Source organism: Tenacibaculum sp. HL-MS23, from assembly GCF_032463465.1.
In the GTDB taxonomy this organism is placed as follows: Bacteria; Bacteroidota; Bacteroidia; order Flavobacteriales; family Flavobacteriaceae; genus Polaribacter; species Polaribacter bernardetii.
This window is the reverse complement of record NZ_CP135989.1, coordinates 709260-728783: the sequence shown is the minus strand read 5'-3', so window position 1 is coordinate 728783 and position 19524 is coordinate 709260. Positions and strand designations below refer to the sequence as shown.

Genomic DNA, 19524 nt, shown 5'->3' with positions numbered 1-19524 from the left:
GATAAATTGTTAATGAAAAGTGTTTTAAACTTCTTAAAAAAGCATAAAATAAAGGCAATCATTATATTTTTTTTAATGATTGCATACTATTATTGTTTGCCTGAAAAACTATTTGTAACTCCAACAGCTACTGTTGTTACTGCAAAAAATAACGAGTTGTTAGGTGCTGTGATTGCTAAGGATGGGCAATGGCGTTTTCCTGAATTAGATTCCGTTCCAATAAAATTCGAACAATGTATTTTACAGTTTGAAGATGCACATTTTTATAAACACTTCGGATTTAATCCAATATCCATAGGAAAAGCGTTTCTAGAAAACATAAAAGCTAAAAAGGTGATTCGTGGCGGAAGTACACTTACGCAACAAGTAATTCGATTATCACGCAAAAATAAAGGACGCTCTTATCAAGAGAAAATAATAGAATTGGTTTTGGCAACGCGATTAGAATTTCGATTATCAAAGAAATCAATTTTAAACTTATATGCTTCTCACGCTCCTTTTGGTGGTAATGTGGTAGGCTTAGAAATGGCATCTTGGCGGTATTTCGGTTTGCAACCACATCAATTATCATGGGCAGAAACAGCAACCTTAGCAGTTTTACCAAACGCTCCTTCGTTAATTTACCCGGGTAAAAATCAACAAAAGCTAAAAGAAAAGCGTAACCGATTACTTAAAAAATTATATCAAGAAACCATTATTGATAAAATTACTTTTGAGCTATCATTATTAGAAGAACTCCCACAAAAACCATATGCTTTACCAACTTTAGCAACACATTTTGTACAAGAAGTAGCAAATAAACACGAAGGAAAACACCTACAAAGTTCTATTGATGTTCATTTACAAACACAAGTAAATAACTTAGTAAAACAACATTATTTACGTCAAAAACAAAACGAAGTTTTTAACATAGCGGTTTTAGTTTTAGATGTTAAAACCAGAAAAGTACTAAGCTATGTAGGAAATTCACCAACAGATAAAGCGCATCAGAAAGATGTAAATAACGTGGTTTCTGCAAGAAGTACAGGAAGTACTTTAAAGCCATTTTTGTACGCGCAAATGTTACAATCGGGAGCAATTTTACCAACACAATTAGTGGCAGATGTACCTACCGAAATAGCAGGATACACACCTAAGAATTTCGATTTAACTTTTGATGGAGCTGTGCCAGCAAACCAAGCTTTAACACGTTCGTTAAATATTCCTGCGGTTCGAATGTTACAATCATACGGATTAGAGAAATTTAGAGCAGATTTAAAAGAATATTCGATTCGAGATATTAATAAATCGGCCGATTATTATGGTTTGTCATTAATTTTAGGTGGCGCAGAAGCTAGCTTGTGGGATTTATGTAAAACTTTTGCAAGTTATGCCGGAGTTATAAATCATTATGAAGAAATAAAACATAAGTATTATTCGAATGAATTTACGGAACCTAGTTATATACAATCTGATAAAATAACTTTTGGAAACGTTCAAGAAAATGAAACTCATATAGATGCCGGCGTAGCTTTTACAACCTTAAACACGCTAACTGAAGTTAACAGGCCATTTACCGACCAGGCTTGGAAGTATTTTGATTCGTCTCAAAAAATAGGATGGAAAACAGGTACAAGTTTTGGTAATAAAGATGCTTGGGCAATTGGTACGACTCCTAAATATGTCGTTGGAGTTTGGATTGGTAATTCAGACGGAGAAGGAAGACCCGATTTAACAGGTGTTGGTAGTGCGGCACCCTTGATGTTTAATGTATTTGATGTGTTACCAAAATCAGATTGGTTTTTAGAGCCTTATGAGGCTTTGGTAGAAGAAAGTATTTGTGAAAAAAGCGGCTATTTGGCATTGCCTATTTGTAAATCTGTTAAAAAAAGAATACCCAAAAACGGAGTGAGAGCAAGGCCGTGTCCGTATCACCAACAAATTACTGTTGACGCTTCAGAAAAGTTTCAGGTGAATTCTAATTGTGAGTCGATTACAAATATGAAAACGAAAACATGGTTTGTATTACCTCCTTTAATGGCACATTATTACCAACAAAAAAACGCAAGTTATAGTGTATTACCAAACTATCGAAATGATTGTAATAAGGAACAAAATAATATGATGGATTTTGTGTTTCCAACAAAATACCGATCTAAAATATCGTTAACCAAAGGATTAAATAATAAAGTAAATCCTGTAATATTAAAAGTTACTCATGCCAATGCAAATGCTGTTTTGTATTGGTATTTAAACGATGTTTTTATAGGTAAAACTTCTCAATATCACGAACAAGCGATAACTCCGAAAAGTGGTAATCACAAAATTATTGTGATTGATAATTTAGGAAACGAGAAAACCCGATTTTTAGAAATATTATAAATTAATTATCAGAAGCTATTTCCCGCTTTACGCACTCGCTCTCTGCGAGGAGCTCAAACAAATACTGCAATCGGGGCTAGGAATTTTATTAATATATAGAAAGTGCTATTTTTTTATCACAAACCGTTTTTTTCAATCGAACTCCAAAATCAGCCAGTGTCTTAATTTCTTTAATTCCAGCTAATCGTTCTCTACCAATAATTAATAAACCTTTTTTATTTCCTTCAATGTGATAGTATTTATTGCTTTCAAAAAAAAGTACAAGTTCATCTGTAAAAAACTTCTTTATTTCAGTAGCATTCTTTCCAGAGAGATAAAATCGTTTAGAAAAATCAGGGTGATTAGCGATGTTAATATCTTTAAAACCTGCAAAATGGTATATATATTCGAAAATGCCTTCTTTATCTAACGTAAATTCAGGTGTGTATTTTTCAATATCAATATACATCATGGTTACCTTAATTACTTGTTTGGCAATAAGTTCACCTTCAGAGAATTCAACATCAAATAAAGAACAGTTTTCATTTGATAATATATTTGATACTTTACTTATTTTTCGGGTTTTAAAATACCCAAAATGCGGAATTTTAGTAACTTCTTCTTCAGGAGTGGCTTCGTATTTCCAGCCTAGTTCTGTGCAAATATTTTGTAAAGATTTTTGTCTTTTTGTTAAAGTATTAGAATTGGTGTTTTCTTCCACTTGAACAGGATTATTTTTACGTAAAGCAAACGGGTGTTCACTTCCTGTTTTATATCCATCTAAACCAATAACTTCAAAATGACCGCCTTTTCTATTAAAGCTTTCTGCGTAATTATTAAGATTTTCCATAACAGAATGATCTATAAAGTCACACAAAGAAAAATCGATAATAGCATCTTCATTTTCTGGTATTTGATCTAGTTTAGCTTTTAGTTTTGTGAAATTTAAAAAGCTAGAAAAATTCTCGACAGAAACATAATATTTGTCATCTTCCTTAAACATTAAAACATTAGGTTTTAATACGTTTTTAATGAAAAACATTAAGTTTTTATTAATAATAACGTGAATAACAAATGTTATAAATATACCTGCTAAAATACCCGTAATTAAACTTGTTGTGATAGTAGTTAATAAGGTTACTAAAAATATAATTAATTGTTCTTTACCTATTTTAAATACTTTTTTAATGTTTTCTGGTGATGCTAATTTATAACCTGTATATACTAAAATAGCAGCTAATGCAGGTAAAGGAATTTTCCGTAATTCTGATGCGAAAAGTAAAATAAAAATAACAAGAAATGCTGCGTGAAAAAAGTTAGCAGAACGGTTACTTCCTTTATTATTTACATTTACCGAGCTACGAGCTATTACTGTTACGACATTTAATCCTCCTAAAAAACCACTAATTACAGTAGCTAATCCTAAAGCTCGAATGTCTTTATTAACATTAGAACGTCGTTTTAAGGTGTCTAATTTATCAACAGCTTTAATACTTAATAAACTTTCTATACTAGCAATTAAAGTAATAGCAATTACTGCATTCATAAATTCAAAACTATATGCTTTGCTAAAATCGGGAAAAGCGAAGTTAGATAAAACATCTTCAGGTAAATTAATTAAGAGACTTTTATCTATTGGGTACGCCGATGGAGATACCAAATCGTAGTAATAATACATACCCACACTTAAAACAACAATCCACATTGGTGCTGGTATTAACTGAAAATATTTATTACGTATTTTACTATAAAAAATCATAATAAGTAAACTAATAACACCTACAGATCCTGCGTAAAAAACACTAGAATCATCAGTCTGAATTAAGTTTATGATTCCTTTAGGCATTTGTATCAACAAGTCTACAATACTTCCTTTAGCATCTAAATTACCGAGCATTACATGTATTTGTTTGGCAAAAATACCAATACCAATAGCAGCTAACATTCCTTGAATTGCAGATGAAGGAAAAAAATCACCTAATGATCCCATCCTAAGAAATCCGAGAATTACCATAATAATACCCGAAAAAACAATGGCAGCTAGGGTATATAAATAACCTTGTTGCATATCGCCAGCACCTAATGTTGTTATTGCAGCTAATACAACAACAACTAAACCGTTACCAGGTCCAGTAATAGTAACATTGGCACCTCCTAAAAGGGCAACAACAACGCCACCCACAATTGCAGCAATAGCTCCAGAAATTGGTGGTGCACCAGAAGCTAGCGCTAAACCAAAACCTAAAGGTAATGCTATTAATGACACTACAAAACCAGCAAATATATTTTGCGGTATTTCACTTAAAAATGTTTTAAAACCTTTTCCCATTTACTTTTTACTTAACAATTAAAACATCGGTTGGTAATTCTGATAAAATATATTCTAAATCATGCGGAAATATCCTATCTAGAATCCCTGTCTTTTTAGGAGCACTCATAACCAATATATCTGCTCTTTTTACTTTAGCATAATGACCTATAGAATATCCTCTACGACCAAAAATACTTTGTGTTTTAACCGAAATATCACTAGTGTCAATGCATTTAAGCATTTTATTAACGCGTTCATCTTCGCGTTTTTGCATTTGTTCTTTTAAGTCAGTTGCTTTACGTAGCGAAATATCATCACTAACCTTTACGTTTAATTCAGCTTGACTAATTTCTTCAACGATAGTAACTCTTTTACATCCTAAGTTTTTAGATAAATTAAAAGCAGCTTTGATTGTTTCTTCCGTTTTATCATCTTGTAAACCACTAACAACAATGTGTTTACAAGGTATTCTTATTGTTGATGGTTTTATAAGTAAGAATACAGAGCATGGTGCTTTACGAGTTAACTCTCTAGCAATAGAACCTACATAATACTTGTATAGTTTTTCTTTTTGAAGTGCACCTAATATTAATAAATCAACACTTTCTTGTTTTGTTGTTTTTAAAATAACATCAACAGGTTTACCTTCTTGCCAAATTACTTTTAATGGATATTTTAATTCAGGAGCATCTTTTAATAATTCATGCAATTGCTTTTCTTTTTCGTTAGTTTTTTGACCAACATGAACTCCAATTAACTGAGCATTAAACATATTTGATAAACGAATTGTTTCAAATAAGTTTGCTTTTAAATTTGGAGAGAAAGCAATACCAATAAGTATATTTTTTATCAAAGTATAAAAATTTAAAACGCTCGAAGATATAATTTTCTTGTTGTTTAAAAAATATTACTTTTACACAAAACAGAATATTAGATGATAGAATTAGCAGGAATTGTAATACTAGGGATTTTAGCGCAATGGTTTGCTTGGAAATTTAAAATTCCGGCTATATTACCTTTAATATTAATAGGGTTATTTGTAGGGCCAATTGCTGCCGAATTTTTTAATGAAGATGGAAGTAAGTGGATTGAGCCTATTTGGAATGGTACAAAAGGACTTTTTCCAGGCGAAGCACTGTATTATTTTGTTTCTTTAGCCATAAGTATTATTCTTTTTGAAGGAGGTTTAACGCTTCGTAGAGATGAAATTAAAAATATTGGCCCCGTAATTACCAAATTAATAACTCTAGGATCGAGTATTACTTTTTTTGGTGCGGGTATCATAGCGCATTATCTTTTTAATTTGAGTTGGGAACTATCTTTTCTGTTTTCAGGATTAATAATTGTAACAGGTCCGACTGTAATTACGCCTATTTTAAGAAATATACCGTTAAAAAAAGACGTATCAGCAGTTTTAAAATGGGAAGGGATTTTAATAGACCCAATTGGAGCTTTAGTAGCTGTATTGGTTTTTGAGTTTATAAGTGTTGGTGGTGGAGCAGGATTTACACAAACAGCTTTGTTAGAGTTTTTAAAGATTATTTTATTTGGTTCTACCTTCGGATTTACCTTTGCACATGCCTTAATATTTATTTTCAACAAAAAATGGGTACCACATTACTTATTAAATGTAGTTTCTTTATCAACAGTTCTTTTAGTATTTGTATTATCTGAGTTGTTTGCTCATGAATCAGGTCTTTTAGCTGTTGTAGTTATGGGTATGGTTTTAGGTAATAGTAAATTAAAAAACTTAAAAGATATACTATACTTTAAAGAATCATTAAGTGTTTTATTAATTTCAATGCTATTTATTCTTTTAGCTGCTAATATGGACATTAAAGAGTTAATGTTATTATATAGATGGGAAACAGCACTTCTTTTTGCATTAATAGTTTTCGTTATAAGACCATTAGCTGTATTTATAAGTACTTATAAATCGAATTTAAAAACCAACGAGAAACTTTTTATAAGTTGGGTTGGTCCAAGAGGTATTGTTGCAGCAGGAATCGCTTCTTTATTTGGTAGTAAATTGATTAAATTAGGTGTTGAAGGAGCCGAATACATAACGCCACTTGTTTTTATGGTTGTTTTAGGAACCGTATTATTAAATGCAACTACGGCAAGATTATTTGCGAAAGTAATAGGTGTTTTCTTAAAGCGATCTAATGCAATTATAATTATAGGAGCATCAGATTTAGCACGCCTTATAGGTGTTTATTTAAAGAATAATAATAGAAGGGTTGTTTTGATTGACTCTAATAAGGACAATATAGATAAAGCTAAAAAACAAGGCTTAGAATCTTTTGAAGTTAATGTTTATGATGATGCATTAAGTAATAATATAGAGTTAAATGATGTTGGATATTTATTAGCTATAACAGGTAGTGATTCTATAAATAAATATGCAATATCTAATTTTTCACCAATTTTTGGAGAGCAAGGTGCTTATCGTTTAGTAAGTTCTCAAGAAGTGCTTACAAATGAATATGAGGATAAAGATCAGTTATTTACTATTAAAGATGATTATTTAAGTTTAATGGAAGCGGTAAGAGAGTTTCCTGAAATTCATGAAACACAAATTAATTCTATAGAGGAATATAAGGAGAAGATTACTGAAATTTACTCAGAGGTAAAATCAATACCGGTTTTTGTTAAAAACAATAGCAACGAAATTTTATTAATTGCTGAATTTGAGAAAAATGTAACGGTAATAGAAGATTGGAAACTAGTTTATATAGGTAAAGACTTAAAGATCTAACCCAAAGGTGGTCTTTAGTTTTTCTATAAACGGATTTTTTTCTTTTAACTTCTCATATTTTTCTTGAGGAGTGTAAGCGAATTTTTTCTCAACAGTTTCATTGACGATAACATCTATTTGAATACCGTAATTATTTAATTTTTCACGTAAAAACCGTGTTAGTTTAGATTTACCACGTTCTAATTGGGTTTTCATTAAGTCGTTAGGTAAAGAAAATATAATTGTAAAAGGTTTTCCTAATTGCGGCTCACCTGAAGCTAATATAGCAGCGATACTGCGTTCACCAAGCTCTTGTAGTTTGAAATAATATTTTTTCCAAGCATCTTTTAACTCTTCATGAGTAAAAGGTGTTCTTGGATGGTTTTCATAGCTTTCATCATCATCTGAAACAACTTTAATTTCCTTTTTCTGATGAATACTTTTTAAAGATAAAGCTGAAGCCCGACGCTTTATATTCTTTAAGACAGGTTTTTTTGGTAGTTGAGCTGTTGCTTTAACAACAACTTTTTCTACTTCAACTTTATTAAGAACTTTAGCCGTTGGTGCTACTTTGGTTTTCTTCACAACAGGTGATAAAGAAGTAAAAAAGGTAGCAGGAATTATGTAGTTGTTAGATTTTTTTTTGCTCCATCAAAATTGATAGAGGCTATTTGCATTAAAGTTAATTCTACCAGCAGTCGTTGGTTTTTACTGCCTCTATATTTTAAATCGCAATCGTTAGCTTTATCAATAGCAGGCATTAAGAACTGCATATTCGCTTTTTTAGCTTGCTCTAAATATTTCTTTTTAGTAGTATCGCCAACTTCTAATAAAGGTATGGTGGCAACATCTTTGGCAACTAATAAATCTCTAAAGTGTGATGCTAATCCGTTTATAAAATGATGCCCTTCAAAGCCTTTACCTAAAACTTGGTTAAAAGCCATTAAGACTTGCGGAATTTTATTTTCTAATAATAAATCAGTGATGTTAAAATACACATCATAATCTAATACATTTAAGTTTTGAGTAACTGCTTCACGAGTTAAATTACTTCCCGAGAAACTAACAACTCTATCGAAAATAGATAAAGCATCTCGCATTGCTCCGTCTGCTTTTTGAGCAATTACATGCAAAGCATCATCATCTGCAGTAATATTTTCTTTAACACAAATTGTTTTTAAATACTCTTTTGCATCTAAAACACCAATACGCTTAAAATCGAAAATCTGACAACGAGATAATATCGTGGGTATAATTTTATGTTTTTCGGTAGTTGCTAAAATAAAAATAGCATGTGCCGGTGGCTCTTCTAAAGTCTTTAAAAAAGCATTAAAGGCAGCTTGAGAAAGCATGTGAACTTCATCAATAATATATACTTTATACTTTCCTGTTTGTGGCGGAATACGGACTTGATCGGTTAAATTACGAATATCATCAACTGAGTTATTTGAAGCCGCATCTAATTCGAAAATATTAAAAGCAAAATCTTCATCATCAGTAGTCGCATCTTCTTGGTTAATACGTTTAGCTAATATACGTGCGCACGATGTTTTACCAACACCACGAGGTCCAGTAAAAAGTAGTGCTTGTGCTAAATGGTCATTTCTTATAGCATTTTCTAACGTATTTGTTATGGCTTGTTGCCCAACTACGTCTTCAAAAACTTGAGGACGATATTTACGTGCCGATACTATAAAATGCTCCATTAATCTTTACTTTTTATGCTAACAAAAATAGAAAAACAGCTTACAATTCACAAACTATTTTCTTAATGAAAACCTAAAGTTGTAAACAATTGTAAAAAGTTGTTTTTTTATCCGACCAACTGCATATAAGAGATGAAAATCATGAAATTTACAAATCGTACAGCTTTAGTTATTGCACTTTTATTATTGTTTATTTTTACTAATTTTACTACCAATAAGTTTGATTTAAATACAAAAACCGTAAATACTACCAAAGTAGCTTATTTTGCAAGCGGTTGTTTTTGGTGTGTAGAAGCAATTTTTGAAAGTGTAAGAGGAGTAGAGGATGTTGTTTCTGGCTATGCAGGAGGTTTTACTAAAAACCCGACGTATGAAAGTAGTAATACTGGCAGAACAGGTCATGCAGAAGCAGTTGCGGTATATTACAATCCAAATAAAATAAGTTTTAAAACATTGGTTGATGTTTATTTTGGCTCACATAATCCTACTACAAAAAATGGACAATATCCAGATTATGGTTCTCAATATAGATCTATAGCTTTTTATGCTGATGCTGCTGAAAAGGAAATTATCAATAAAAAAATTGATAAACTAAATAGCGAAGTTTATAATGGAAAAATAGTAACAGAGGTTAAAAAAATAGATGCGTTTTATGTAGCGGAAGCATATCATCAAAATTTCGAAAAATTACACCCTCGACATCCTTATATTCAAAATATATCTGTACCAAGGTTAAATAGATTTAAAAAGAGGTTTCCTGAATTGATTAAATAAACAAAATTAGAGGTAAAAATTGTTAGGTTGAAGTTTGTTTATATAAAAAATGTCCCCAATATTTATATTGGGGACATTTGATTTATTTAAATAGTAAAGTTAATACCCAAAACAATATTTCTACCAGCGTTTAAAATTCCATCGGATTTTAAACGAGATAAATGACTAATATATTCTTTGTCTAATAAATTATTTACAGTAATTGAAGTTGTAAAGGTGTATTTGTTAATTAAAATATTTCCACCAAAACCTATATTAACCAAGTTGTAAGCTGGTGTTTCAGTTTCAAAAGAACTGATGTTTTTTTGCTCAAAAAATGAATGCATACTTAAAGATGTATATCCGTTTTGCAACCATTTATTACTAGAAAACTCTGTTCTTAGTGTGTTTTTTAAAATATTTGCAGGAATTAAAGGTAAATAATCACCGTTGTTTTGTTTACCAACTACGGTTTCAAAACTACTTTCTAAATGCAACCAATCTAAAGGGTGAGGATGTAAATGAAATCCGAATTCACCACCATATAATTTAGCATTTTCTTGTAAATAAGTGTATACAGGTGCTTCATCTTCAATTTCACCTGTTGGTGATAGGTATATATAATCATTTAATTTATTATAAAAGCCGTTAGCGAAAACTTCAAAATGTTCTGATTTGTAATCAAAAGAAATATCAAATTGTAAATTTCTTTCATTTATAAGATTGTTATTTCCTTCTTCAAATCGATTAGTTCCGTGGTGTACACCATTTGAGGTTAATTCAGCTAAATTCGGAGCCCTAAATCCGTTAGCAACATTAAAACGAGAACTTATAGCATCAAAAAACCTTGTTTTTAAACCAAAAGAAGCAGTAAAACTATTAAATGATTTATCTATAGGATTAAAAACATGAACTTCATCTTCGTGTTGAATTTCATGTTTTTCGGTTTTTATTAAGCGATTATCAAAACGAATTCCTCCTTGTAATCGAATGTTATTATTTAATTCAAAATTAGCGGTAGTAAAAACACCAAAATCATTAATTATTGCATTAGGAATTAATAACTCCTCACCAAAATTAGTATTCGTTTGATGCAATCCTTGTGTACCTAGAAGAAGCTCAAATTTCCCCATTTTAGGAAAATGATATTTAGCAGCATAACTAAATGTTTTTAATTTCATGTTCAGTGCAGCTTCGCCACCTTCATGCTCCTCATGTTCTTCTTCATTTTCAGTTTCATCATGCTCTTCATGTTCTTCAAATTCTTTTCTACTATTAATGGTATAACCTAAATCGATATCTAATTTTGAAGTATTAAAAAACAAATGGTTATGTAAACTAATAATATGATTATCAATATCTTGATAAGGAGTTTCTAAGTGAGTTTCATTTGTTTGTTCTCCAATACCTTCAGTTAATCCTAATTTAGAATTATTAAAATTATAACGAACTTCTGAAGAGAAGTTTTTTTCGTGAAAACCAACACCTAATTTTAAATCTTTTTCTTTAAAACGAGTATTTGTTACTTTATATAAAGGTGTTTTATAATCAGAATGCATAGCATAGGTTCCTCTAGCTAAAAACTGGAAGTTTTTAAGAGAAGACTTAATTCCTAAAGAAGTATTACTTCCTAATGTATTACTGAAGTAACGTTGGTTAATATTAATTTTCGTACTGTTTTCTGAAGCAAATTTCTCTGGTTGAATATATAAAACACCTCCCAAAGCATCTGAACCATATAATAGTGATGCAGGACCTTTAATAACTTCTATTCCTTCGATACCGGCATCGTTTATACCCAAACCGTGTTCTCCACCAAATTGTTGATTTTCTAAACGAATACCTTGTGTATACACTAAAACTCGATTACCACTTAAACCTCTAATAACAGGCTTACCTATAGAGGCTCCAGTAGATATTTGTGAAACCCCTGCAATGCTAGTAATTCCTTCAGATAGAGTAGTAGCACCTGTTTTATGTAACGCTCTTGCAGATAAGCGTTCGACTTTCATTACATTTTCTGATTGTAATTTGTTAAAAGGAGTAGAAATAATTATTTCATCAATCTTAAAAACAGCTTCTTCTAATAAAGGATTAAATGTTAAATTTTTATTATTGAAAACAAACTCTTTCGTAACACTTCTAAAACCTAAATAAGTGTAGTTAATAATTACTTTTCCGTTTGGTATGTTTTGTAAAGAGTAGTTTCCTTCAGTATCCGAAATTGTTCCTTTATGAAGCTGTTCTGAATAAATTTCAACACCTAATAAAGGAGTATCGTTTTTGTCAACTATTTTACCTGATAAACTATTTTGCGCGTATATGCTTAATGTTCCTATTGATAATAGGAAGAATATTATTTTTCTCATTGATTATATTTTACTGTGAAATACTAAGTGCTGTTTTTACTAAAACAGGATGATTAAGCAGTAAAATAAGGTGGACCTCTAGTGAGTTTTTTATCAACATATACAACCGAAATTACTTGTGGTTGTTCATTGTATGTTGTTTTATAAAAATGTTGTGGTATTACAGCATAGTTTGAAGCTGTAGTATAAGAAAAAACTTGAAGTTGATAATGTAATAAAGAACAATCTAACTCTTTTTCATGAAAATGATGATCGTTTATAGAAGTACAAACAGCATGCTCATGATTTTCTAAAGTATGTGCTAATTGTATTACAGATGGTATTAGTAATACAAATAAGCTTAAAAGGGCTATATGTTTTTTAAAACGTAACAAAATATGGTTGCAAATGTATAAAAATTTAAATAGCCAGTAGTGTTATAACTACTGGCTATTTAAGATAAATTCTTAATTTTTTGTTAAGACTTCTTTTTCCCGCCTCTTATTCGCATGTTAAGCATTTCTACACCTAAAGAAAATGCAATAGCAAAGTACAAGTATCCTTTAGGAATAATACCTACCGTTTGGCCGAAAATTTCGGCGTGTGATAAATGTGCTCCTTCTGCAATTAGCATAAAAGCTATTAAAATTAAAAAGGCTAAACCTAACATTTGTATTGTTGGATGTTGATTTACAAATTTACCAACAGGATTTGCAAACAACATCATAATTAACATCGATAATATAACTGAAAAAATCATAATAAGCATTGCTCCTTCAACACCATTTGTCATTCCGACTGCTGTTAAAATAGAATCGAAAGAGAAAACTATATTTATTAAAGTTATTTGTAAGATAGCTTGTTTCATAGTATAGCCTTTTTTGGGCTTACCATCTAAATCATCTTCTTCATGACCTTCAACTTTATGATGTATTTCTTGTGTACTTTTGTATAATAGAAAAAGTCCACCTATAAATAAAATTAAGCTTTGCCCAGTAATACCAGCTTTAAACCATGATAAATCTATATGGAAAAAAGGTGCTTTCATTGCTATTAAATAAGAAATACCAAATAACAATATAATTCGTAAAACCATAGCTAATATCAGCCCTATATTAGTTGCTTTCTTTCGTTTGCTTTCAGGTAGCTTATTAGATGCTATAGAAATAAATATAATATTATCGATACCTAAAACAATTTCTAAAAAAGTTAAGGTTAATAATGCAATCCAAGTGTCTGGTTGTAAGAATATTTCCATTTTTTTATTTTATATATATGGTTCCTTTTTGTTTGTAATTTGAATAACCAATTTTTACAGTAAAATCGTAAGAGTTTTCTCTTACTTTATTGATTTGAACAAACATTGGATCTTTTTGTAAATCATTTTTTGGATTGATGTAACGCAACGTATAAAAAAAGTTATTCTTCCATTTTATAGAAAGAGTATCTATTTCATTGCCATATTTGCTAATTTGGATACTATCTTTTCTAATAATAGTTTCTTTAACAAAATCATCTGTAGCCTTAATTTCAAAAACTCCTTTTTTAAAACGCAATGAATTTCCTTCTTTTTCAGGAGTACAAGAAAACACTAAAAAAGTGACTAAAAAACTAAGTAAATACTTCATTAAATTCCGGTGTAATTAGCAGGTGTAATTGCTTTTAATTCTTCTTTAATTTCAACAGAAACTTCTAAAGTATCAATAAAATTAGCAATTGATTGTTTGTTTATTTTTTCGTTGGTACGTGTTAATCCTTTTAAAGCTTCATAAGGATTTGGATATGCTTCACGACGTAATATTGTTTGAATAGCTTCGGCTACAACAGCCCAATTATTTTCTAAATCTTCAGCAAACTTAGCTTCATTTAATAATAATTTATTCAATCCTTTTAAAGTAGCACCAAAGGCAATTAATGTATGACCAAAAGGAACACCTACGTTACGTAAAACCGTACTGTCTGTTAAATCTCGTTGTAATCTAGATATTGGCAGTTTTGCTGATAAATGCTCGAAAATAGCATTTGCAATTCCTAAGTTTCCTTCAGAATTTTCAAAATCAATCGGATTTACTTTGTGTGGCATTGCTGATGAACCAACTTCGCCTTCTTTTATTTTTTGTTTAAAATAATCGTTAGAAACGTATGTCCAAATATCACGATCTAAATCAATTAAAATAGTATTTACACGTTTTAAACCATCATATAAAGCAGCCATATGATCATAATGCTCTATTTGAGTTGTTGGAAAAGAATGATGCAAACCTAAAATATCTTCCACAAAATGGGTTCCAAAGTTTTTCCAGTCGATATCTTTATACGCAACTTTGTGTGCATTAAAATTACCTGTAGCTCCACCAAATTTAGCAGCATGAGGTGTGTGTTGTATGTGTATTGCTTGGTTGTTAATACGCTCTACAAAAACAAAAAACTCTTTTCCTAAACGAGTAGGAGAAGCTGGTTGCCCATGTGTACGTGCTAACATTGGTATATGATCCCATTCTTCGGCTAAATCTGCTAATTTAGATACTAAACCATCTAAAGCAGGATAATACACTTCTTCCATTGCATCTTTAATAGATAACGGAATAGCAGTGTTATTAATATCCTGAGAGGTTAATCCAAAGTGGATAAATTCTTTGTATTTCTGTAAATCTAAAGCATCAAATTTTTCTTTAATAAAATATTCAACCGCTTTTACATCATGATTTGTAACCGCTTCAATATCTTTTATTTTTAAAGCATCTTCGGTAGAGAAATCTTCATATATCTTACGCAAATCAGCATATAACTCATTATTAAAGTCAGCTAATTGTGGTAAAGGAATTTCACATAAAGCAATAAAATACTCTATTTCTACTTTTACTCGATATTTTATTAAAGCTTCTTCAGAAAAATAGTTGGCTAAATTGGCAACTTTATTACGGTATCTACCATCAATAGGAGAGATGGCATTTAATTGTGTTAAGTTCATGTTGTGTTGTGTTGTAAGCTACAAAAATAGAGAATACTTATTTTATTTACGGCTATTGCTAGAGGAATTTTAACGATAAACTTTTCGTTTTACTATTTTAAGTTGTTTATCCTTCTCTAATGATTTAATTACTCGAATTACAGTTTCTACTCGCAAACCTAAAATATCTGCTATTTGTTGGCGTGTATAGTCAACTTTAAAAGTAAAATCACCTGTTGTTTTATAAACATCATTTTTTAAATAATCTATAAAACGAAGTACTCTATGTGCAGGTTCTTGACTAGAAATTTCTGATGCTATAATTGCTTTGTAATACAATCTTTTAGCTAAGCTTTGCGTTATTTTTAAGTGAATTAAAGGGTTTTCTTGCAGTAATTTAAATAATTGTTCTTTAGAAATAATTAATATTATACTTTCGGAAATAGCTTCTGCACTAGCAGGATATTTTACATCAATAAATAAAGGTGGTTCACCAAAACTTTGGCCTTTATAAAAAATACCTTGAATAAATTCTTTTCCGGCATCATTATAATTGTTCATTTTTACAATGCCACTACTAATTTGATAATAATTAAAGGCTGTGTTATTCTCAGTAAAAATAACCTCTCCTTTTTTATAGTCTTTATAATGTGCGTTAAAATTGCGTAAAAGTTCTTCTGGTATCATTATGATTTAAGTCATAAATTGCAAGTGTATAAAGATATACTTTTGCTGTGAATAAAAATGTTTTTTAGATGGATAAAAAAGAAATAGAAAATAGAGAAGATGTGTATTTATTGGTATCAACTTTTTACAATAAAATTAAAAAAGATGATTTTATAGGACCTATTTTTTTAGAGTCAATTCCCCAAGAAAAATGGGAGCCTCACTTGCAAAAGTTAACTGATTTTTGGGAAACAAACCTTTTTTTTGTTAGGAAATTTAAAGGAAATCCGATGAAAGCACATAAGGATTTAGATCGTAATTTTAATCATACTATTTCTCAAGAGCATTTTGGTAGATGGTTGCAATTGTGGTTCGAAACTTTAGATGCTCTTTTTGTAGGAACCAAAGCAAACGAAGCAAAAGAAAGAGCAAGGAATATTGCATCGATGCTCTTTTTTAGAATGTTTGACGCGAAACCTAAAGTATAAGCTGATAAATTATCAGCGCTATATTTGCTAAAACAGCAAAAAAGAATGACCAAACTACTGTTTTTAAAGAACGCTGACTTATAGCTACAGCATTTGCGCCCATAGCAGAAATACAAGTAATTACCAAAGCAAATAAATTTACTTCTCCATGAACAGCCAATGCTGCAGAAAAAGAAGCAATCATACTACTAGCCATTAATAAAACTATTGAAATTACAAAAGCGTTGCTTTCTTCTTGTGCGATTTTACTATTTATAACACTTATAAAATTAAATTTAGAAAACTTAAAAGTTGTGTTGTTTACGAATAATTGTTCTGTTGTTACCATGCCTAATTTATTTTATTACAAAGTTACATGCCAATTGGTTATTTGTTTTATGACCTAAATCATAAAGTAAAAAGAAGTTTGATTCATTTTATTTGATAGTTTTTTTATCTTCACAATCTAAAATACTTTTGTTGGAAACTAGAACCCTTATTTATATTATCATCGCAATTTTGTTAAGCATTGCTATTGCTTTTTTTCAATATTTCTACAAAGCGAAAAATAATTCTAAAATAAATATCTTACTGTTTTTTTTAAAAGCAACGAGTTTTTTTTTATTGATTTTATTATTTATAAATCCCCAAATAGAAACGATAGAAAAAGTAAATAATAAACCTATTTTATCTGTTTTGGCTGATAATTCACTTTCTATAAAATATTTTAAAGAGGATAAAAAAGTAGCATCTATTTTAAAAAAAATACAAGAATATAAAGAAATACAAGATAAATTTAATATTCAGCTTTTTTCTTTTGGAGCTAAAATTGCTGTTTTAGATAGTTTGTCTTTTTCAGAAACTCAAACAGATATTTCACAAGCAATAAAATCGGTTAACGAATTAAATAAAAATACTTTAAATGCAAGTATTTTAATTAGTGATGGAAATCAAACTACGGGTAATGATTATGAATATATAAATGCTAAAAGTAAAATATATCCAATCGTAGTTGGTGATACCACTTTGTATCAAGATTTACAAATATCACAGTTAAACGTTAATAAATATAGTTATATAAAAAATAAATTTCCTGTAGAAGCCATGCTTTATTATGAAGGAAAGGAAAAAGTAAGTGCAACTTTTTCAATTTCTAATGGCGGAAAAAAAGTGTTTTCAAAAAGACTTCAATTTTCTCCTTCAAATCCTGTACAAACGGTTTTAACAAATTTAACTTCGGATAAAAAAGGAATTCAATATTATAGTAGCGCAATTAGTAAAATAGAAAACGAGAAAAACACCAAAAATAATTACCAAAAATTTTCGGTAGAAGTTATAGATGAGCAAACGAAAGTATTGGTTTTAAGCTCGTTTTTACACCCTGATTTAGGTGCTATAAAAAAAGCAATAGAAAGTAATAAGCAACGCAAAGTAACAATTGCTTTAATTAATGATAAAAAAATCAATTATGCTGATTATCAGTTTTTTGTTTTTTATCAACCTAATAGTTATTTTAAAAAAGTATTCGAGAAAATTCCGTCGAATTATTTAATTATTTCAGGAACAAAAACAGATTGGAGATTTTTAAATACACAGCAATTAGGATTTACCAAAGAAGCAATTAATCAAACAGAAAATTATTTAGCGATTTATAACACCGATTTTTTAACTTTTTTACAAAAGGATATTGGTTTTAACGAATTTCCGCCTTTGCGAGATAAATTCGGAACAGTTGACTTAACAAATGATGCTCAAACATTACTGTATCAAAAATTTGCGGGAGTAGAAACTAAACAACCATTATTAACAACGATTGAAAAAAACGATAAAAAGCATGCTGTTTTATTTGGTGAAGGAATTTGGAAATGGAGAGCTGCTAGTTTTTTAAAAGAACAAAACTTTGAAACGTTTGATGCTTTTTTAGGAAATTTAGTGCAGTATTTAGCATCAAATAAAAAAAGAAAAAGATTAGAGGTTAAAAGCGAGAATTTATACACCGCAAATACGCCAATAAATATATCGGCTTTTTATGTTGATAAAAATTATAAGTTTGATAATAGAGCTTCGTTAGAATTAACAGTAACAAATACTAAAACAAAGAGTAAGAAGGTAATTCCGTTTTCGTTAATAAATAATTCATATCAAGTATCGGTAGAAGGTCTTTTAGCAGGTGAATATTCATATAAAGTTTCGGTAGCAAATCAGAATATAAATAGCTTTGGTAAATTTAAAATAACCGATTATCAAATAGAAGAACAGTTTACAAATGCAAATCATAAAAAACTAAATTCATTAGCTGTAAAAACGAAAGGAAAATTATTTTATACTGATAAAATAGAAAATTTACTACGAGAATTAACAACAGATACTTCTTATTATACTGTTCAGAAATCTAGTACTAAAAATCAAAATTTAATAGATTGGAAATGGGTGTTGTTTTTAACCATTACTTTATTCTCTTTAGAATGGTTTATCAGAAAATATTATGGTAAAATTTAAAAAACAAATAGGTTTTATTCGTTTAAAGAGTAATAGTTTCTGAACTTTGTAAAAAGTTATCAAAAAAGATTTTTTTTTAAAAATGTTTTTAGATAACGTATAGAAAACAATATGAAAAACGAACTTTAAATGACTTTAGAACATTTTTTTCAATGCCCATATTGTTGGGGAACAATTTCTATGATTTTAGATGCAAGTGCTTCTCAAACCTATATAGAAGATTGCGAAACTTGTTGTAATCCAATACAGTTAACAATTCATTTTGAAAATAATAACCTAACCGCTTTTGAAGCGATTAACATAGAACAATAAAATATGAAATTTCATACAAGAAAGTGGATAAAGCCAGAAGATTTAAATCCTAACGGAACTTTATTTGGAGGCCGTTTATTACAATGGATTGACGAAGAGGTAGCTTTATATGCTATTATTCAATTAGAAATTCCTAAAACGGTAACAAAATTTATGTCAGAAATAGATTTTGTAAGCTCAGCAAAACAAGGAGATATTATCGAAATTGGTATAGAAGTTGAAAAATTTGGTAACTCTTCTATTACCTTAAACTGTGAAGTGCGTAATAAAATTACTCACAAAACAATTATAGCAATCGACAAAATTATAATGGTTAGTTTAGATGATGCTGGAAACCCTTTTGCACATGGAAAGACAAAAGTAGAGTATGCTAAAGACAGGTTAAAATAATAAACCTGTCTATTTTTTTTATACTTTTGTATTTCATAAGTCTAT

At 29.7% G+C, this 19524-nt stretch carries 16 protein-coding genes and 1 pseudogene; 7 read left to right on the top strand and 10 right to left on the bottom strand.

All coding sequences use genetic code 11. The features are described 5' to 3' along the window. The first annotated feature begins 12 nt into the window (after positions 1 to 12). Entirely contained in the window at positions 13 to 2361 is a 2349-nt protein-coding gene (gene pbpC, locus RRF68_RS03325) for a penicillin-binding protein 1C (protein WP_410016837.1), read from the top strand. 88 nt (positions 2362 to 2449) lie between these two features. On the opposite strand, the gene RRF68_RS03320 is transcribed toward pbpC, so the two are convergent. Both RRF68_RS03320 and RRF68_RS03315 read right to left on the bottom strand, forming a co-directional pair. Next, the gene (locus RRF68_RS03320; protein ID WP_315944998.1) at positions 2450 to 4669 is read right to left on the bottom strand and encodes a SulP family inorganic anion transporter; all 2220 of its coding nucleotides are present in this window, start codon (positions 4667 to 4669) and stop codon (positions 2450 to 2452) included. Positions 4670 to 4676: 7 nt separating this feature from the next. After that, positions 4677 to 5504, bottom strand: a complete 828-nt coding sequence (locus RRF68_RS03315) for a universal stress protein (protein WP_315944997.1) — start codon at positions 5502 to 5504, stop codon at positions 4677 to 4679. 81 nt (positions 5505 to 5585) lie between these two features. Between RRF68_RS03315 and RRF68_RS03310 the strand changes: the two genes are divergently transcribed. Next, positions 5586 to 7409 (top strand): sodium:proton antiporter, encoded by a 1824-nt coding sequence (locus RRF68_RS03310; protein ID WP_315944996.1) that lies wholly within the window; start codon positions 5586 to 5588, stop codon positions 7407 to 7409. Here the strand turns inward: RRF68_RS03310 and dnaX are convergent. After that, positions 7398 to 9094 (bottom strand): annotated as a pseudogene (dnaX, locus tag RRF68_RS03305) (DNA polymerase III subunit gamma/tau). The gene RRF68_RS03310 and the pseudogene dnaX overlap by 12 nt on opposite strands. A gap of 141 nt (positions 9095 to 9235) precedes the next feature. Here dnaX and msrA point away from each other — a divergent pair. Beyond that, on the top strand, positions 9236 to 9868 hold the full coding sequence (gene msrA / locus RRF68_RS03300) for a peptide-methionine (S)-S-oxide reductase MsrA (protein ID WP_315944995.1): 633 nt from the start codon (positions 9236 to 9238) through the stop codon (positions 9866 to 9868). 86 nt (positions 9869 to 9954) lie between these two features. Here the strand turns inward: msrA and RRF68_RS03295 are convergent, their stop codons facing one another. The 6 genes from RRF68_RS03295 to RRF68_RS03270 form a co-directional block, all read right to left on the bottom strand. Then, on the bottom strand, positions 9955 to 12216 hold the full coding sequence (locus RRF68_RS03295) for a TonB-dependent receptor (protein WP_315944994.1): 2262 nt from the start codon (positions 12214 to 12216) through the stop codon (positions 9955 to 9957). A gap of 53 nt (positions 12217 to 12269) precedes the next feature. Further along, entirely contained in the window at positions 12270 to 12590 is a 321-nt protein-coding gene (locus tag RRF68_RS03290; RefSeq protein ID WP_315944993.1) for a hypothetical protein, read from the bottom strand. A gap of 83 nt (positions 12591 to 12673) precedes the next feature. Continuing rightward, complete coding sequence (locus RRF68_RS03285) at positions 12674 to 13453, bottom strand: TerC family protein (RefSeq protein ID WP_315944992.1); 780 nt, start codon at positions 13451 to 13453, stop codon at positions 12674 to 12676. 4 nt (positions 13454 to 13457) lie between these two features. Beyond that, positions 13458 to 13823, bottom strand: a complete 366-nt coding sequence (locus RRF68_RS03280) for a hypothetical protein (protein WP_218772443.1) — start codon at positions 13821 to 13823, stop codon at positions 13458 to 13460. Then, the gene (gene purB / locus RRF68_RS03275) at positions 13823 to 15166 is read right to left on the bottom strand and encodes an adenylosuccinate lyase (protein ID WP_275315659.1); all 1344 of its coding nucleotides are present in this window, start codon (positions 15164 to 15166) and stop codon (positions 13823 to 13825) included. The genes RRF68_RS03280 and purB overlap by 1 nt, the downstream gene beginning before the upstream one ends. A gap of 69 nt (positions 15167 to 15235) precedes the next feature. Continuing rightward, the gene (locus RRF68_RS03270) at positions 15236 to 15832 is read right to left on the bottom strand and encodes a Crp/Fnr family transcriptional regulator (RefSeq protein WP_315944991.1); all 597 of its coding nucleotides are present in this window, start codon (positions 15830 to 15832) and stop codon (positions 15236 to 15238) included. A gap of 68 nt (positions 15833 to 15900) precedes the next feature. On the opposite strand from RRF68_RS03270, the gene RRF68_RS03265 reads away from it, so the two are divergent. Then, the gene (locus RRF68_RS03265) at positions 15901 to 16299 is read left to right on the top strand and encodes a group III truncated hemoglobin (protein ID WP_275315657.1); all 399 of its coding nucleotides are present in this window, start codon (positions 15901 to 15903) and stop codon (positions 16297 to 16299) included. On the opposite strand, the gene RRF68_RS03260 is transcribed toward RRF68_RS03265, so the two are convergent. Further along, on the bottom strand, positions 16289 to 16627 hold the full coding sequence (locus tag RRF68_RS03260) for a hypothetical protein (protein ID WP_218772447.1): 339 nt from the start codon (positions 16625 to 16627) through the stop codon (positions 16289 to 16291). The two genes, RRF68_RS03265 and RRF68_RS03260, sit on opposite strands and share 11 nt — an antisense overlap. A gap of 131 nt (positions 16628 to 16758) precedes the next feature. On the opposite strand from RRF68_RS03260, the gene RRF68_RS03255 reads away from it, so the two are divergent. From RRF68_RS03255 to RRF68_RS03245, 3 genes are all read left to right on the top strand, one after another. After that, the gene (locus RRF68_RS03255; RefSeq protein WP_315944990.1) at positions 16759 to 18777 is read left to right on the top strand and encodes a VWA domain-containing protein; all 2019 of its coding nucleotides are present in this window, start codon (positions 16759 to 16761) and stop codon (positions 18775 to 18777) included. 129 nt (positions 18778 to 18906) lie between these two features. Then, on the top strand, positions 18907 to 19089 hold the full coding sequence (locus tag RRF68_RS03250) for a CPXCG motif-containing cysteine-rich protein (RefSeq protein ID WP_315944989.1): 183 nt from the start codon (positions 18907 to 18909) through the stop codon (positions 19087 to 19089). 3 nt (positions 19090 to 19092) lie between these two features. Next, entirely contained in the window at positions 19093 to 19479 is a 387-nt protein-coding gene (locus tag RRF68_RS03245) for an acyl-CoA thioesterase (protein ID WP_218772449.1), read from the top strand. Positions 19480 to 19524: the final 45 nt, after the last annotated feature.

Coding starts and splice junctions, on each gene's coding strand:
- RRF68_RS03260 (WP_218772447.1), bottom strand. CDS start 16,627: ATGGTAACAACAGAACAATTATTCGTAAACAACACAACTTTTAAGTTT.
- RRF68_RS03280 (WP_218772443.1), bottom strand. CDS start 13,823: ATGAAGTATTTACTTAGTTTTTTAGTCACTTTTTTAGTGTTTTCTTGT.
- purB (WP_275315659.1), bottom strand. CDS start 15,166: ATGAACTTAACACAATTAAATGCCATCTCTCCTATTGATGGTAGATAC.
- pbpC (WP_410016837.1), top strand. CDS start 13: ATGAAAAGTGTTTTAAACTTCTTAAAAAAGCATAAAATAAAGGCAATC.
- RRF68_RS03285 (WP_315944992.1), bottom strand. CDS start 13,453: ATGGAAATATTCTTACAACCAGACACTTGGATTGCATTATTAACCTTA.
- RRF68_RS03270 (WP_315944991.1), bottom strand. CDS start 15,832: ATGATACCAGAAGAACTTTTACGCAATTTTAACGCACATTATAAAGAC.
- RRF68_RS03310 (WP_315944996.1), top strand. CDS start 5,586: ATGATAGAATTAGCAGGAATTGTAATACTAGGGATTTTAGCGCAATGG.
- RRF68_RS03320 (WP_315944998.1), bottom strand. CDS start 4,669: ATGGGAAAAGGTTTTAAAACATTTTTAAGTGAAATACCGCAAAATATA.
- RRF68_RS03245 (WP_218772449.1), top strand. CDS start 19,093: ATGAAATTTCATACAAGAAAGTGGATAAAGCCAGAAGATTTAAATCCT.
- RRF68_RS03250 (WP_315944989.1), top strand. CDS start 18,907: ATGACTTTAGAACATTTTTTTCAATGCCCATATTGTTGGGGAACAATT.
- RRF68_RS03265 (WP_275315657.1), top strand. CDS start 15,901: ATGGATAAAAAAGAAATAGAAAATAGAGAAGATGTGTATTTATTGGTA.
- msrA (WP_315944995.1), top strand. CDS start 9,236: ATGAAATTTACAAATCGTACAGCTTTAGTTATTGCACTTTTATTATTG.
- RRF68_RS03295 (WP_315944994.1), bottom strand. CDS start 12,216: ATGAGAAAAATAATATTCTTCCTATTATCAATAGGAACATTAAGCATA.